Here is a 16,585-nt window from a genome sequence, read left to right as displayed (position 1 = left end):
GAACAAAATCTATATCCTCAGGCTCCGAAAGTCCTTTTAACTTCCTTTTTTTGTCAATTTCGACTTGCTTTTTGTTATATCTTTGTCGTAATTGGACTGCAAATTTAAGAGACCATTTCGAAAATGCCAAACATCAAACGAAACTTTATTGTATTATTTTTGATATTTATTCTAGTGTCAATACAAACCATTAATTGTCAAGCAGATACAAAACCGCTTTTTTTAGCAGACTCATTATTCAATGCAAAAAGCTACCAAGAAGCCTATAAACATTATGAAGACATCCTAAAAAACGAGGATGCTTACTCACCAGCAATGCTCCTAAAAATGGCATATATAACAGAAGGAATGGGAAAACACGAAGAAACTACCCTATATCTTTCCAAATATTACGACTTAAACCCAAACCCCAAAGTCATCAGTAAAATCAAAGCCATTACTGATCAAACAGACCTTAAAGGATATGAAATTTCTGACCAAGCACAGTTCTTTAAAATTCTAACAGACTACCAACAAGAGATCACAGGTGTTTTTGCTTTATTGCTAATTATCAGCTTAATCCTTGCCACTACTTCCAATAAAAGCAGGAAAATCCAATATTACATCCCCAGCATCATTCTACTGATGCTGGTCTTTATTAGCAACAATTTCCTCAAAGCCCCTGAAACAGGAGTAATCAAAGAAAGCCCCACTATCATCATGGAAGAACCAACTGCAGCAGGAAACCTCCTGGCAAAGGTAAATCCAGGCCACAGGGTCATTATCAAATCTTCAAAAGACATCTGGTACCAAATCGAATGGGAAGGCAAAAATGCCTTTGTCAAAAAAAGCAGTATTTCAAGGTTATAAAAAATTCTAAAAATCGAGCGGGTCGAGGGATTTAAAATGTCCATTCATTTTAATTTTCTCTTTCGCTTTTTCAATTTCTCTCATAACAGGAAGTATTCGCTTTAAATACTTAATAATATAATCCATCCTGTCATCCTCCTTTTCAATCAATAACAACTGATATTCCTCTTCTAGTTTCAGCCCTACTTTATGTGCATAAGTAAACGAATCTAAATTTGAGATATTCACCTCATCTCCTGCATGCAGGAGCCTCAACACCTCCTGTAGATAGAAGACAAACTCATTAAATAAGGCCTCAGAAACTAACTGATCATTGTCCAAAAGCTCCACCTCTCCCCCTGCATACATTCTTCCCAATAAAGGATTCTCAAAGCTCTTCAGCCTAAACGGACGTAAACCAATGGTCTTAACATCCATCCTCCCGTCATCATACTCTTTATAAACCTCAACCAACTTCACCACAGTACCATGCGTCATTAATCTATCTGTATATACACAAATGCCAAATTCAAGATCACCCTGCAAACAATCTTTAATCAGCTGCTTGTACCTAGGTTCAAAAATATGGAGGTTTAAATTTTCTCTAGGAAAAGCAACTAGTTTTAAGGGAAATAATGGTAATACAACGCTCATCAGCTCCATTTTTTTCAATACAATTCACCCATCCTCACTATTACAAACGTAAATTATTTCCCAAAGATACCAAGCCAGACAATCTCCCATCACGCCACCATTGCTTTAAGCACAATAAAGCTGCAAAAATTGGTTGACAAAATTAAAACCAAAATCATCAAAAGATGATTATCACGTCTTTAAAACAATTTGAAGCAGCTAAATTTAAAAAAATAGACAAAAAAAATCCGACCATAAAAATTTACAGCCGGATCACATTCGGTAAATATCAATCAAAACACCAATTTTTTCATATACAAGGCATTTTCTTTTGCTGCTTCCAAAGGAGTAGTTCCTTCAAATTTTTCCTGCTCCACCACATAATATTCCATTCCATTCTCCTTGGCAGTCTTTAGAATTTTCGCAAAGTCTATACTTCCCGTACCCAGAACCGTGGAAGCATTTCCCTCTCCACTCGCAGCACCTTTTTCCCTGTCTTTCACATGACAAAGACGGAAACGGTCCTTATACTTCTTAAAATAAGTTTCAGGATCCACACCTGCAGTCACGGCCCAGTAGATATCCAATTCAAAATCCACTAGTTCAGGGTCTGTATACTCTAAGAGGACATCTTGAGGCAATTGACCTTCCATTTCTTCAAATGTATAACCATGATTATGATAAGCAAACCTCAATCCATTTTGCTTACAGGCTTCCCCTACTTTGTTAAAACGATCAGCCATCTTCTTCCATGCTTCAATCGACTCCTGCTGACCAATATATGGACAAATCAAATGCTTCATCCCAATAGTTCCAGCCTCTTCTGCTAGTTGCTCAGTGTTCTCAAAAACATTAGCATGGGAAGAAATAAAATTCAATCCTAAATCACTCGTAAAGGATTTGAATTCTGTATTTTTCATTCCCCAGAAGATTCCCTTTCCACCATCATAACCTTCGATTTGATTATAACCAAATCCAGCTATCTTTTTAATGGTTTCTTGAGCATTTTCGGCCATGTCCTCTTTTACTGAATAAAGCTGAACACCAAAACTTTCCAAAGTCCCTTTTACCGCCTCAGATACTGCTTCTTCTATTACCTCTGACTCCTTCTTGGGAGACGAGCAAAACTGAAAAGGTAAAAAGGCCCCTGCTGCAAATGCAGCGCCCAACTTAATAAATTTTCTTCTTTCTTTCATACAGGGTTGGTATAGGTTAAAAAAGGGGGAAAATACTTCCCCCTTTATATCAAAATTTAAATCGCATAGGCTTTATCGCCTTTTTTATAGTCTATACATGGCTCCCATCTACCAGGAACCTCCACATAATTCAATGCCTGCGTTGCCCCAATTTCAGAACTAAAATAGCCCAACACGGTCAAATCCTTAAGCATTCTAAAATACTTCGGACCATTTTCATCATTTACAGTTGCATTAAGCTTGTTCAAATATTCCGTTCTTTCCTCTTGGCTTGCTTTCATGAAGTCTTTACCAACTTCACTTTTGAAACCTGACCTCAGGGCATTCAAACCATCAACAAACTCCTTTTGCTCCTCTTCCCAATAGGTATCCTTCACCATCATCACCATAAACGCCCCTATTCCGGTGGCCTTGGCACCAGGGGTATCTGTAGTTGGAATAATGGTATCTCCTATTTCATCTAAAAAGGCGATCTCTTCCGGAGAAAAGTCCAATCCTTCAATTTGCTTCTCCGGTGTACACCCTGTCAGGATGGCATTAGCGCCCACCATGGTTCCTCCCATCATGAGGACAACACTCTTTAATGCATCTCTTCTGTTCATTGCCATAGTCGTGTCTTGTTAGATTATAGGTTACCTTTTTTTAATTCCTCCACTGCAAAACTCGCTGCTCTGGCCGTCAGAGCCATATACGTCAAGGATGGATTCACCGCAGATGCAGAAGTCATTGCCGCACCATCAGTTACAAAAACATTTTTCGCATCCCAAACTTGATTATTACCATTCAAAACCGAACTCTTAGGATCTCTCCCCATCCTAGCAGTGCCCATTTCATGGATTCCCTGACCAAAGGTGTAACCCGAATCATAAGTATGGACATCCTTAACACCTGCAGCCTCAAGCATTTCAGCGGCATCGTTCATCATATCCTTCCTCATCTTCTCCTCATTTTCCTTGATTTCAGCATTCATCACCAAGGCATACATTCCCCACTTATCCTTTACTTCTTTACTCAATTTAATGGTATTTTCATGATATGGCAAAATCTCACCAAAAGCCATCATCCCCATGCTCCATGGTCCTGGCGCTGTCAAGGCCTCCTTAAGCGGACCGCCAATATTCATTTCTCCTACATTACGGCTCCACCCACTTCTACTGGCTCCTCCCTGATAGCCAAATCCACGAACGTAATCTCTCTTGTCATCCCCCACGTTACGGAACCTTGGCACATAAACACCTCCTGGTCTTCTGCCAAAATAATACTTATCATCATAGCCATCTACCCTTCCACTGGCTCCTAACCTGAAGTGGTGGTCCATCACATTATGACCGAGCTCACCAGAACTACTACCCAATCCTTCTGGCCAGATATCAGTGGCAGAACGCATTAGTATTTGAGTAGAATTAAAAGCAGAAGCACACAAGAACACTATCTTAGCCTTATACTCGATAGTCTCCATGGTCTCAGCATCAATCACCTCAACCCCTGTGGCTTTCTTGGCATCTTTGTCATAGATCACCCTGTTGGCAATGGAAAAAGGCCTTAAGGTCAAATTCCCAGTAGCCATTGCCGCAGGCAAAGTAGAAGACTGTGTACTAAAATATCCACCAAACGGACATCCCAACCAACACTTATTTCGGTATTGGCAACCCGGTCTCCCGGGAAGGGGTTCTGTGATATTGGCAATACGGGCATTGATCAGGTGACGTCTTCCTTCGAAACTTTTTTCGAGCCTCTCCTTTACATCCTTCTCCACGCAGTTCATGGCCATTGGAGGCATAAACTGCCCATCAGGCAAAACATCCAAACCATCCTTATTCCCTGCGATACCGGCATGCTTTTCTACATAATCATACCAGGGAGCAATATCCTTATATCTTATCGGCCAATCAACAGCAATCCCCTCTTTTAAATTGGCCTCAAAATCCAAATCAGACCAGCGATAGCTTTGCCTCCCCCATAACAAAGAACGACCTCCTACTTGGTATCCTCTGAACCAAGTAAAGGGCTTCTCTTCTACATAAGGACTATCATCCTCATGGGCCCACCAATCAAGGACCTGCTCATTGAGCACATAGTCCCGCTTCAAATTAGGGTGATTTTCCACCATCTCAGTGGTTCTTCTTCCCCTATGAGGGATTTCCCAAGGTGCCTTGGTGGCATTTTTATAGTCTTTGATGTGCTCTACATTTTGCCCTCTTTCTAGCAGCAAAACCTTCAAGCCTTTCTCAGTAAGCTCCTTGGCGGCCCAGCCACCACTTATTCCAGAGCCCACTACGATTGCATCGTACTCTTGATTAGCCATAATAAATTTAAAGGTTTATAGGTTTAAGTTAAATATCACATAGTGCTATGGCCTCCCTTAAGGAAGCGTTCTTATCTTTTGCCTTTGGAATAAATTCTTGGGCAATATATCCTTTGAAACCCGTCTGAGCTATAGCCTTGATAATCGCAGGATAATTTAGCTCTTGGGTATCATCTATTTCATTTCTTCCTGGATTACCAGCTGTATGGTAATGTCCATAATACTGATGGTTCTCTCCAATTGTCCTGATCACATCTCCCTCATCGATCTGCATATGATAAATATCATAAAGCAGTTTAAAATTATCTGAATCAAGGCGCTTACACAATTCCACGCCCCATACACTCTTATCACACATATAATCTGGGTGATCAATCTTACTGTTCAATAATTCCATCACCAAGGTCACTCCATGCTTTTCTGCCAAAGGCAATAATTGCTGTAAGCCTTTCACACTGTTCCGGAGTCCAGTCTCATCATCCATTCCGTTTCTGTTCCCGCTGAAACAGATAAGATTTTTATAACCATTTTTTGCTACCAGAGGAATCATTTCAGTATAATTCTTAATCAGCTCATCATGGAATTCAGTATGACTAAAACCTTCCTCAAGACTGATTTCAGCTCCATTACACATAGAACTGTACACCCCGTGTTTTTGGGCTATAGGCCAATCTTTTGGTCCCATTAAGTCTATTGCATTAAATCCAATATCCTTAATCAATACACATAATTCATCTAAGGATAAATGACCATAAGTCCATCTACAAACAGAATGGTTGATATTCCCTTTAAGCATTTTTTGGTTATTCTTTGCGTTTAAATTCAAATAGGGCATGCCGCTTATCGCAGCAGTGCCCATTATCATTTTCTTTAATGCGGATCTTCTCTCTGACATTTTCTAGACCTGTATTATGCCGTTACTGGTGCTGGTTTCTTTTCTTTGAATGCCAAAGCAAAAATCAAAGCTACCAAAACCGCAATACCAGACGGAATCAACCAAATAGTTTCCCAATTGTGCAATCCATCAGCACCTGTATTGGCATCGGTGATCATTCCGGCTACCCAGAAACCAATCAACATACCTACACCATAAGTAGCCAAAGTAATCATACCTTGAGCAGCACTTTTGAACTTCTCGCCCGCCTTGGAATCTGTATAGATTTGACCCGATACAAAGAAAAAATCATAGCAAATTCCATGAAGAGCAATCCCTATCAAAAGCATGAATGAAAGCTCATTTACATTGCCAAATGCAAATAATGCATACCGGACAACCCAGGCAATCATCCCCACCAATAAGGTTTTCTTGATTCCGAACTTACTAAAGAAAACTGGCAGAAGCAACATAAACAGCACCTCACTCACCTGACCCAGAGCCATTTTACTTGTTAAATTCGTCATTTCAATCTCTCCCAAAAACAAACTGGCATTCTGATAATAAAAGGCCAACGGAATACAAATCATGATCGAAGCAAGGAAAAATATCAAGTAGTTCTTATCCTTGAGTAAGGCAAAGGCATCCAATCCCAATATCTCTGAAACAGACTTTTTCTCTCCCTTAGAGATTTTAGGCGGTGTTTTTGGAAGGGCAAAGCTATAAATACCCAAAACACCAGAAGCAATGCAAGTCATCAAGAAGGTATTCCTTAGCAAGCCTTGGCCTGCTCCTTCGGCTGAATCCCAACCGAACACCAAACTGATCACCAATCCTGCTACAATCCAGCCAATGGTACCCCAAACCCTGATGGATCCAAATTCTTTTTCAGGATTGCTCATCTGGTTGAAGGAAACCGAATTGACCAATGCCAAGGTCGGCATATAGGCTACCATATAGGCAAACACATATGGGTAAAACGTGGAAAAATCTTCGGCATTGTACATCTGGAACATCAAGACCGCTCCGATGATGTGCAACACTCCCAAAATTCGCTCTGCGTTAAAGTATTTATCGGCAATTAAGCCTATAATAAAAGGAGCGATAATGGCTCCAAATGACTGGGTGGAAAATGCCGCAGCACTTTGCGCCCCCGTTGTGCTAAGGTTCTTCTCTAGGAACAATCCCAAAGTTACAAACCAACCGCCCCAGATGAAAAATTCAAGAAACATCATGAAGGACAGCTTAAACTTGGTGGTAAAATTCATAAGGTTTAATACGGGTTTTTGATTGTTGTTAAAATTTCATCATTAAAATGAAAAGCCAAACTACTTAAATATTAATTTAAATTTTAGCGTTTTTCATTTAATTTTAGTTTTTGTATCTCAAGGACGTAAGTATAAATTATCTATTCCTTAAAAACACAACCACTCGTAATACTATATTGCTTTTGGTCACTTTTGTCTGTAAAAAGACTAAAAATTAGACGAATTAATACTTAATTAATGAAAATTAATCCCAACATATAATCAATAAAACAAAAATGGATCAACGCAAACTTCGTATGGGCATGATCGGCGGGGGCCCCGGTTCCTTTATTGGAGCAGTCCACCGCATAGCTGCAAATATGGATGGTAAAATAGAATTGGTAGCAGGAGCTTTTAGTAGCAATGCTGAAAAATCTGCCCAAGCAGGAGCAGAACTTTGCTTGGAAAGCCATAGAATTTACCAATCCTATGATGAAATGTTCGAAAAGGAGAAACAACTCCCTGAAGACCAAAGAATCGACTTCGTCAGTATTGTCACCCCTAATCATGTCCATTTCGATCCAAGCATAAAAGCACTGAAAAACGGTTTCCATGTGGTCCTTGATAAACCAATGACCCTGACTTACGAAGAGGCCAAGGAGTTAAATAAGGTGATCGAAGAAACAGGATTGCTATTTTGCCTGACCCATACTTATACGGGATACCCCATGGTAAAAGAAGCCCGACAATTAGTAGCTAATGGCACCTTGGGAAATATCAGAAAGGTGTATGTAGAATACCCTCAGGGCTGGTTATGGAAAGACTTCTCGGAAGAAGAAAACAAACAGGCTGGCTGGAGAACTGACCCCAAGAGAAGTGGAGTAGCAGGATGTATGGGAGACATTGGTACCCATGCCATGAACTTAGCGGAATATGTAAGTGGACTTAAACTGGACAAGCTTTGTGCAGATTTAAACACCACCCTTCCGGGACGGGTCTTGGATGATGATGGAATAGTATTACTCAAATTTGACAATGGCGCTTCTGGCGTACTAATGGCAAGCCAGATCGCAACAGGAGCAGAAAACAACCTCAAAATCAGAATATACGGTGACAAGGCAGGTCTGGAATGGCAGCAAGAGGATGCCAATAGCCTCATCATTAGACACCCCGAGCAGCCTGACCAAATATATCGCGCAGGAGCCAATAATAGCTATCTTTCCTCCTATGCTTTGGCCAATAGCAGAACTCCTGCAGGACACCCAGAAGGATACCTTGAAGCATTTGCCAACCATTACAGAAATTTCGCTAGGACGCTTCTGGCCCAATCCAATGGACAGATACCTGAAAAAGAATGGCTTGACTTTCCTGGAACCGAAGATGGTCTAAGAGGAATGGCTTTTATAGAGCATGTAGTCAAAAGTGGACAATCCGAGCAAAAATGGACTAAATTTGAATTATAATGTTTTGGACAAAATCCTGTGATGAAGCATTTAGTCTTTTGAAGACAAAATGCTTCAGAAATGCTAAAAAATACTTCTAAAGAACTTAATTTGCAGGAACGACATTTGCTAAAACGATTAATGATATAAACTTATAAATACCTACCGTATGAAAACCATCAAAGGCCCTGCCTTATTTATAGCACAGTTTGCAGATGATAACGCCCCATTTAACAGCCTAAAAAGTATCAGCGAGTGGGCCAGCAGTATTGGATACAAAGCCATACAAATCCCTAGTTGGGATAGCAGGTTTATTGATCTGCAAAAGGCTGCTGAGGACCAGGCCTACGCTGATGAGATCAAGAGTACTGTTGAAAATGCGGGACTAGAGATTTCAGAACTGAGTACACACTTACAGGGACAACTGGTAGCAGTCAACCCCGCTTATAATGAATTATTTGATGCTTTTGCTCCTGAAGAACTAAAGGGAGACCTAGCCGGTAAATCTGCCTGGGCAAGTCAGCAACTAATGTATGCTGCCAGAGCATCCAAAAACCTTGGACTCACAGCCCATGCCACTTTTAGCGGTGCACTTATGTGGCACACCGTTTACCCTTGGCCGCAACGACCTGCAGGACTGGTAGAGGCTGGTTTTGAAGAACTGGCAAAAAGGTGGTTACCAATATTGGATGAATTTGATAAAAATGGTGTAGATTTATGCTATGAATTGCATCCCGGAGAAGATTTGCATGATGGAGTGACTTTCGAAATGTTCCTTGAAAAAGTAAATCACCATCCAAGAGCAAATATCCTTTACGATCCAAGTCACTTCCTTTTGCAATGCTTGGATTATGTGGAATTCATTGACTTCTATCATGACAGAATCAAAATGTTCCATGTCAAGGATGCTGAATTCAACCCAACCGGAAAACAAGGCGTCTACGGAGGTTATCAAAGTTGGATCAATAGGGCAGGCAGATTCCGTTCCCTTGGAGATGGGCAAGTCGACTTTAATGCCATTTTCAGTAAATTGTCCCAGTACGACTTTGACGGATGGGCAGTACTTGAGTGGGAATGCGCCATCAAGCACCCTGAAGCCGGTGCCATCGAAGGCGCTAAATTTATCAGTGAAAAGATCATCAGAGTAACAGAAAAAACCTTTGATGATTTTGCATCTGCCGGCACAGATGAAGCGCTGAACAAAAAAATATTAGGAATTTAATTACATACCAAATCAAACCTATAGAATCAATGAATATCAGCAAATTAGCTAGCGCAGGCGCAATAGCTCTTGCAGGATTTGCCTACGCATGTGGAGGTGGATCAGACACAAAAACAGAAACTACTTCCACTCCAGCTGCTACTGCACCTGAAAAGGAAATGAGTTTTGACGAAATGTACAAGGACAATCCTGCCTACCTTGAAGGACAGACGCTTGTTAAAGGATCTGATTGTATGAGCTGTCATATGGTTGAGCGAAAAATTGTAGGCCCTTCTTATAAGGATGTAGCAGCCAAGTATGAAAACACTGAAGAAAATATTGCTACCCTGGCCGAACACGTAGTCAAAGGAAACTCTGGCGTTTGGGGTGAGGTACCAATGCCTGCTCACCCCGGCCTGTCCGAAGATGATGCAAAAAAAATGGTGAAATACATTTTATTATTAAAAAAATAAACCCAATGAAGAGGGCTTAGTGCCCTCTTTTTTATCATTATCCCTATGAAAAAAACCTTATTATCCCTATCAGCCCTTGTTATGCTGGCCACTACCGCATGTGGATCTGGTCAGCATAACGAAAACACTTCCACCTCAGAAGAGGAAGTTAAAGCAGAAAGTACATCAGATAAAAGAGAAGGTGACTGGATCGTTCTCTTTGATGGCTCCAATACGGACAGCTGGAAAACTTATAATAAAGAAACCCTAGGTTCAGCCTGGAAAACAAAAGATGGTGTCTTATACCTAGACTCTTCTGAAAAGGAAGGCAGAGGAGACCTTGTAACCAAAGACGAATACAGCAATTTCCATCTTAAACTGGAATGGAAAATTTCTGATAATGGCAACTCCGGAATCATGTTTATGGTCCATGAAGAGGAGCAATTCAGACATCCTTATGTAACAGGACCTGAATACCAGTTATTGGATGATGAAGGCCACCCTGACGGCAAAAACCTAAAACACCGCACAGGAGATCTATACGACATGATCCAGGCAACTGAAGAAGCTTCCAATCCAGTAGGCGACTGGAATACCACTGAAATTATTGTCAATGACGGCAAACTGACCTTCAAACTGAATGGTGTAACTACCGTAGAAACCACCATGTGGGATGACAGCTGGAAAGCGCTTATCGCGGGAAGCAAATTCAAAAACGCAGAACATTTTGGTATTTACAAAAAAGGCAAAATCGCCCTCCAAGATCACGGGAACAATGTTTTCTTTAAAAACATCATGATCAAAGAGTTGTAATAATTAAGATCGATAAACTATGAAAAACTGGCATTTGCCGGCTTTTTTTATTTCCCTTGTCTATTTTCTGATCATTTAAAAAGAGGCTGTCTCAAAAGTAGATAGTTTAAAAGGCTAGTCGATTTCTCGGCTAGCCTTTCTTGTTTAACTCAAAAATGTTATTTTGAGGTGTGCAAAAACAAGACTTAAATGTAGCTTTTAAAGACTACAATCCCAACCAACTGATGTTTCTTCCTCCCAGTTTGGAGGAATTGATTCCCGTCCATCATCCAGGCCGTGTAGTTCACCAGATCATTGAGCGGATAGATCTGAGCGAGGTGTATGGTCGATACTCAGAGAACGGATCTAGCAGTTATCATCCCAAGCTGTTGTTAAAGGTGCTGGTTTATGGATATTTAGAGAACTGTTATTCTTCCCGCAAGCTTGAAAAAGCGGTCCGGGAGAATATTGTGTTCATGTGGCTTGCCGGAATGCAGCGTCCCGATCACCATACAATCAATCGGTTCCGTTCAGAACGTCTCCGAGATGTGATTGGTGATATTTTTGCCCAAGTGGTGCTGTTGCTGCATGAAGAAGGACTTTTGGACATCAAAGAAGTGTACACCGATGGGACCAAGATAGAAGCCAATGCCAACCGCTACACCTTTGTCTGGGGCAAGGCGATTAAAAAGAGCAAGGAACGGATCAGCTCCCAGCTTCAGGAACTTTGGAACTATGCCGGTTCGGTAGCCTCCGCTGAGTTGGGGACAGAAGAACCCGACTTTGTGAATCCGAGTGCAGAGAAAGTTTCCCGAACCATCGAAAAGATCAATCAGGCGCTGGAAGGGAAAGCCGTTGACAAGAAGGTGAAACAGAAGTTGGGTTATGCCCAAAAGAACTGGCCTGCCAAACTGGAAGAATATGCCCAGAAAGAGGAAGTACTGGCTGGACGGAACAGTTATTCCAAAACCGATCCGGATGCCACGTTCATGCGGATGAAGGAAGACCATATGAGAAATGGCCAGCTCAAACCTGCCTACAACCTTCAACTCAGCACCCATGGACGGTTCGTGGTCAACTATTCCCTGCATCCCAATCCCAATGATACCTTAACCCTGAAGCCTCATCTACAGCAGTACCATCAGCATTACGGATTCTACCCTTCCTGTTGTACAGCAGATGCTGGATACGGAAGTGAAGAGAACTATTGCTTTCTGGAGCAGAACCGGATCGAAGCTTACGTCAAGTACAACACCTTCCACAAAGAACTCCGTCAGGAATCCAAATCAAAGAAAGTCCATGGCTTGCTGGAAAACCTGTATTACGATCCACAGAAAGATCACTACATCTGTCCGATGGGACAGGCGATGAAACCCAGTGGGGAAAGTACCGGAAAAACCTCGACCGGTTTTGTCCAGCATTACCGGCACTATGCAGCCAAAAATTGCCAGGGGTGCCCACTGGCTGCTAGTTGTAGACCAGGGGCCGGTAACAAAACCCTCAGGGTAAACACCAGGTTACAGCAACAGAAGACAAGGGCAAAACAACGACTCACCTCTGAGCAGGGAGTCCAGAAACGAAGGCAACGGGCCACCGATGTGGAACCGGTATTTGCAGACTTCAAACACAACAAAGGGAGGGCAAGGTTTATGTTAAGAGGAGCCGAAAAAGTAGCAATTGAAACCGGATTGATTGCCATCGCCCACAACCTGGCAAAAATGGCCGGGTAAGAAGGAGCTGACGCCGTTTTTAAGTTCAAAAACCCTCTGATCCCCCAAGTTTAAACTGTCGCTTCAGAACAAAGAACCTAGAGCTGAATTGACCGTAAGTCAAAAAAAATAGAGGCCGATTAATGAAAATCGGCCTCTATTGGCTAAAATCGACTGTCCCACTTTTTTAACTCTTGTTTTGAGACAGCTCCTTTTACTATTTATGACTCGTCAACTAGTCATATCTTAAACACTTGCTGCTACCAGCTCCAAGATACCATTTAAGGTTTTACTTGGTCTCATAGCACTTGAAGTCTTTTCTTCATTTGGCTTATAATAACCTCCGATATCAACAGGACTTCCTTGTGCACCATTTAGCTCTGCAATGATCACTTCTTCTTTCTCCTCCATAGCTTTAGCTATCTTAGCGAAAACCTCTTTCAAGGCAGCATCTTGGTCCTGTGCAGCCAATGCTTCTGCCCAGTATAAAGCCAAATAGAAATGACTACCTCGATTGTCTAACTCATTCACCTTACGAGAAGGAGATTTACCATTTAACAAGAACTTAGTGGTGGCTTCATCCAAAGTCTTTCCAAGAACAATGGCCCTATCATTATTGAAGGTATTTCCAAGATGCTCCAAGGAAACAGCCAATGCCAAGAACTCACCCAAAGAATCCCATCTCAAGTGACCTTCCTCCACAAACTGCTGAACATGCTTAGGAGCAGAACCTCCAGCACCGGTCTCAAACAAACCTCCACCATTCATCAAAGGAACGATAGAAAGCATTTTGGCACTGGTACCCAATTCCAAAATAGGGAACAAATCAGTCAAATAATCCCTAAGAACATTTCCGGTTACAGAAATGGTATCTTTTCCTTCTTTGATTCTTTCCAAAGAGAAACGAGTCGCCTCCACAGGAGAGAGAATTTTGATTTCCAGTCCCTCAGTATTGTGCTCAGGAAGGTATTTATTTACTTTTTTGATCAACTCAGCATCATGCGCCCTATTGCTGTCCAACCAGAAAATAGCAGGTACACCTGTAGCTCTTGCGCGATTCACTGCCAATTTCACCCAGTCCTGGATTGGGGCATCTTTGGTCTGGCACATTCTCCAGATATCACCTTTTTCTACAGCATGCTCCATCAAGGTCTCCCCAGCAGCATTAAGTACTTTTACAGTACCTTCCGCAGGAATTTCAAAAGTCTTATCATGAGAGCCATATTCCTCAGCTTTCTGGGCCATCAAACCTACATTAGGCACACTTCCCATAGTAGTTGGATCAAAAGCACCATTTTTCTTACAAAAGTCAATGGTCTCATGATAAACACCTGCATAAGAACGGTCTGGAATAATTGCTTTTGTATCCTGCAAAGCATCATTTTTATTCCACATTTGACCAGAAGTCCTGATCATAGCTGGCATAGAAGCATCGATGATCACATCACTTGGCACATGAAGGTTGGTGATACCTTTATGAGAATTCACCATGGCTAAATCAGGTCCCTCGGCATAACAAGCCTCAATATCCGATTCGATTTCTTGACGTTTTTCGGCAGGAAGTTTATCCAAGGCACTGATCAAGTCTCCAAAACCATTGTTCACATCTACACCAACCTCTTCGATGGTTTCAGCATGCTTTTCAAATACTGGAGCGAAGAACACCTTAACAGCATGACCAAAGATGATAGGATCAGAAACCTTCATCATAGTTGCCTTCATGTGAAGTGAAAACAAAACCCCTTGCTTTTTCGCATCTTCTTTCTGTTCTGCAAGGAATTCAGCCAATTTCTTCACGCTCATTACAGAAGCGTCTATTACCTCACCTTCCTGAAGTTTCAACGCTTCCTTCAATACGGTTACTTCTCCATCTTTTCCTTCCAACTGGATTTTAATGGTGCCTTCGGCTGGCATGGTCAAGGACAGCTCACTACCATAAAAATCCCCCTCGGTCATACTGGCCACATGTGACTTAGAGTCTGCACTCCATGTACCCATACTATGAGGATTGTTTCTGGCGTATTGCTTCACTGCTTGAGGAGCTCTTCGATCAGAGTTCCCTTCTCTCAATACTGGGTTTACAGCACTCCCTTTAATTTTATCGTATTTGGCTTTGATACCTTTTTCTTCTTCGGTTTTTGGCTCATCAGGATAGTCAGGTAATGCATACCCTTGTGCCTGAAGTTCCTTGATCGCAGCCTTTAGCTGAGGAATGGAGGCACTGATGTTGGGAAGTTTTACAATATTAGCTTCTGGAGTCTTGGCAATTTCTCCCAATTCAGCCAAAGCATCACCTATACGCTGCTCTTCCTTCAAAAACTCCGGAAAATTAGCAATGATTCTTCCCGACAATGATATATCCCTTGTTTCCACTGCCACACCAGCTGAATCGGTAAAAGATTTGATAATCGGCAACAAAGAATAGGTTGCCAAAGCTGGCGCCTCATCGGTCAGCGTATAAAGGATCTTCGGTGTTTTTGTAGTGGTCATTTTATTAAAATTTGACACAGCAATGCGCAGTCCGAAACTGGCTTTGATGTATTGTAATGATTTATTAAATAATTTGGTTAAATGCCTGAGCACTCGAATTTGCCGCTAAATTACGCAAAATATCGCGTTTTCAAAGGTTTGACAGCGAATATGAACCCGCTTAAGACTATCCCATAGAAGCTGCCTGAAAGTATTAACAAAACTTCATTTCGATTTATTGGATATTCCACTTCTATTCCTCAATAATCCTCTTCCAACTAAAGATAAATAATATTTTAAACTATTAAATATTTAGTTATATTACGATAAACATTTTAATTATGAGACATTTACTTTTAGCTCTGTTAATCTGTCACTTACTATCCTGCGAGTCACATGTCACTCACAAAAGCATACCTATACAGCAAACAGATGTCAGCTATCCATTTAGTAAAATATTTAACGATATCAGACCTATAAAACTTGATGACCGTTCTATTCTGGGTAACATCGACAGACTTATCGTCACAGAGAAATCAATCATTATATTGGATTTTGACATGACGAAAACAATTAAAATTTTCGATATAACAACTGGCAAACTCATCGCCACTAAAAGTGATTTTGGAGAAGGAATTTTAGAAGGTAGCTATATAAATGATTTAGCCTTCCATAAAGACACCATCTATGCCTTAGACACTTACCAGAAAAAGCTTTTTCTGTTTGATCCATTCTTGAAAGACATTGGTGCTATCTCAATCTCACAACCATTTGAGGGCATAAGTATTCAAGGCAAAAGGATCATTGCTTATCTTAATAATTCCAATGGAGAAACAATCTATATATTAAATAAAAATGGAAAAACACTGTCCAAATGGATAACTAACGGCTCGGTGAGACCACACCTATCTGATGAAGATTATTTCATAAAAAATGACAGAAAATTGATCCACTACCATCCATTTATTGACACCCTATATTTGATTGAGAAAAATAAAATAAAAACTAGACACCTAGATTTTCATGGTCAATTTTATCCAATTGAAAAATATGGAAAATTGGATAATCCTTTGGAAAGGTTAAACTCCTTTAATTCATTCCAAGGGTACTCCAACTTGAGAAACGGCATTGAACTACCCTCTAATGAACTACTCTTTAATATAAGGTACCGCTTCGCCCAGCGATTTCTATTAATCGACTGGAAACACCAAAAGGGTTATCTACTTAAAGAATTACAGAACGATTTATTCCCTTCCCCATCAACGGTCAATTTTGCAGGAGCAAATGAAAATTTTGCATGGTATTACCATACTGCAGACGAACTTCAAAGATTCTATCAACTTAATCGAAATAAAATACCAGAGAAAGAACGATTATTTAATTCCAAGGACGAAATAAACCCAGTGGTATTTATAGCAACATTTAAAAAGTAAGCAT

The 16,585-nt window shown here is 40.9% G+C and carries 14 protein-coding genes; 7 read left to right on the top strand and 7 right to left on the bottom strand.

All coding sequences use genetic code 11. The annotated features are described in order from the left end of the window. The first annotated feature begins 327 nt into the window (after positions 1 to 327). The gene (locus tag KZP23_RS09400) at positions 328 to 849 is read left to right on the top strand and encodes an SH3 domain-containing protein (RefSeq protein WP_317198057.1); all 522 of its coding nucleotides are present in this window, start codon (positions 328 to 330) and stop codon (positions 847 to 849) included. Positions 850 to 855: 6 nt separating this feature from the next. Here KZP23_RS09400 and KZP23_RS09395 read toward each other — a convergent pair whose 3' ends face one another. From KZP23_RS09395 to KZP23_RS09370, 6 genes are all read right to left on the bottom strand, one after another. Next, the gene (locus KZP23_RS09395; protein ID WP_226335990.1) at positions 856 to 1,482 is read right to left on the bottom strand and encodes an LON peptidase substrate-binding domain-containing protein; all 627 of its coding nucleotides are present in this window, start codon (positions 1,480 to 1,482) and stop codon (positions 856 to 858) included. A 272-nt stretch (positions 1,483 to 1,754) separates the two neighbouring features. Then, complete coding sequence (locus tag KZP23_RS09390) at positions 1,755 to 2,657, bottom strand: sugar phosphate isomerase/epimerase family protein (protein ID WP_226335989.1); 903 nt, start codon at positions 2,655 to 2,657, stop codon at positions 1,755 to 1,757. Between the two features lie 56 nt (positions 2,658 to 2,713). After that, the gene (locus tag KZP23_RS09385; protein WP_226335988.1) at positions 2,714 to 3,265 is read right to left on the bottom strand and encodes a gluconate 2-dehydrogenase subunit 3 family protein; all 552 of its coding nucleotides are present in this window, start codon (positions 3,263 to 3,265) and stop codon (positions 2,714 to 2,716) included. 17 nt (positions 3,266 to 3,282) lie between these two features. After that, the gene (locus KZP23_RS09380) at positions 3,283 to 4,962 is read right to left on the bottom strand and encodes a GMC oxidoreductase (RefSeq protein WP_226335987.1); all 1,680 of its coding nucleotides are present in this window, start codon (positions 4,960 to 4,962) and stop codon (positions 3,283 to 3,285) included. Between the two features lie 28 nt (positions 4,963 to 4,990). After that, positions 4,991 to 5,857 carry a hydroxypyruvate isomerase family protein gene (locus KZP23_RS09375; RefSeq protein ID WP_226335986.1) on the bottom strand — a complete coding sequence of 289 codons (867 nt, stop codon included), beginning with the start codon at positions 5,855 to 5,857 and terminating at the stop codon, positions 4,991 to 4,993. Positions 5,858 to 5,871: 14 nt separating this feature from the next. Then, entirely contained in the window at positions 5,872 to 7,104 is a 1,233-nt protein-coding gene (locus KZP23_RS09370; protein ID WP_226335985.1) for a nucleoside permease, read from the bottom strand. A 275-nt stretch (positions 7,105 to 7,379) separates the two neighbouring features. Here KZP23_RS09370 and KZP23_RS09365 point away from each other — a divergent pair, with 275 nt between their 5' ends. The 5 genes from KZP23_RS09365 (at position 7,380) to KZP23_RS09345 (ending at position 12,700) form a co-directional block, all read left to right on the top strand. Next, positions 7,380 to 8,546, top strand: a complete 1,167-nt coding sequence (locus tag KZP23_RS09365) for a Gfo/Idh/MocA family protein (RefSeq protein ID WP_226335984.1) — start codon at positions 7,380 to 7,382, stop codon at positions 8,544 to 8,546. Between the two features lie 148 nt (positions 8,547 to 8,694). Then, positions 8,695 to 9,747: a sugar phosphate isomerase/epimerase family protein gene (locus tag KZP23_RS09360; protein WP_226335983.1), complete on the top strand. Its 1,053-nt coding sequence runs from the start codon at positions 8,695 to 8,697 to the stop codon at positions 9,745 to 9,747. A gap of 29 nt (positions 9,748 to 9,776) precedes the next feature. Further along, a complete protein-coding gene (locus KZP23_RS09355; RefSeq protein WP_226335982.1) occupies positions 9,777 to 10,199 on the top strand; it encodes a c-type cytochrome in 423 nt (140 codons plus the stop codon). 45 nt (positions 10,200 to 10,244) lie between these two features. Beyond that, positions 10,245 to 10,991 (top strand): 3-keto-disaccharide hydrolase, encoded by a 747-nt coding sequence (locus tag KZP23_RS09350; protein ID WP_226335981.1) that lies wholly within the window; start codon positions 10,245 to 10,247, stop codon positions 10,989 to 10,991. A 170-nt stretch (positions 10,992 to 11,161) separates the two neighbouring features. Then, complete coding sequence (locus KZP23_RS09345; RefSeq protein WP_226335980.1) at positions 11,162 to 12,700, top strand: IS1182 family transposase; 1,539 nt, start codon at positions 11,162 to 11,164, stop codon at positions 12,698 to 12,700. A 225-nt stretch (positions 12,701 to 12,925) separates the two neighbouring features. Here the strand turns inward: KZP23_RS09345 and KZP23_RS09340 are convergent, their stop codons facing one another. Next, positions 12,926 to 15,169, bottom strand: a complete 2,244-nt coding sequence (locus KZP23_RS09340; protein ID WP_226335979.1) for an NADP-dependent isocitrate dehydrogenase — start codon at positions 15,167 to 15,169, stop codon at positions 12,926 to 12,928. 320 nt (positions 15,170 to 15,489) lie between these two features. Here KZP23_RS09340 and KZP23_RS09335 point away from each other — a divergent pair, with 320 nt between their 5' ends. Beyond that, positions 15,490 to 16,581 carry a 6-bladed beta-propeller gene (locus KZP23_RS09335; protein WP_226335978.1) on the top strand — a complete coding sequence of 364 codons (1,092 nt, stop codon included), beginning with the start codon at positions 15,490 to 15,492 and terminating at the stop codon, positions 16,579 to 16,581. Positions 16,582 to 16,585 lie beyond the last annotated feature (4 nt).

The organism is Echinicola marina (assembly GCF_020463795.1).
In the GTDB taxonomy this organism is placed as follows: Bacteria; Bacteroidota; Bacteroidia; order Cytophagales; family Cyclobacteriaceae; genus Echinicola; species Echinicola marina.
Note: the sequence above shows the minus strand (reverse complement) of the source record. Positions and strands in the feature narration are given on the sequence as shown.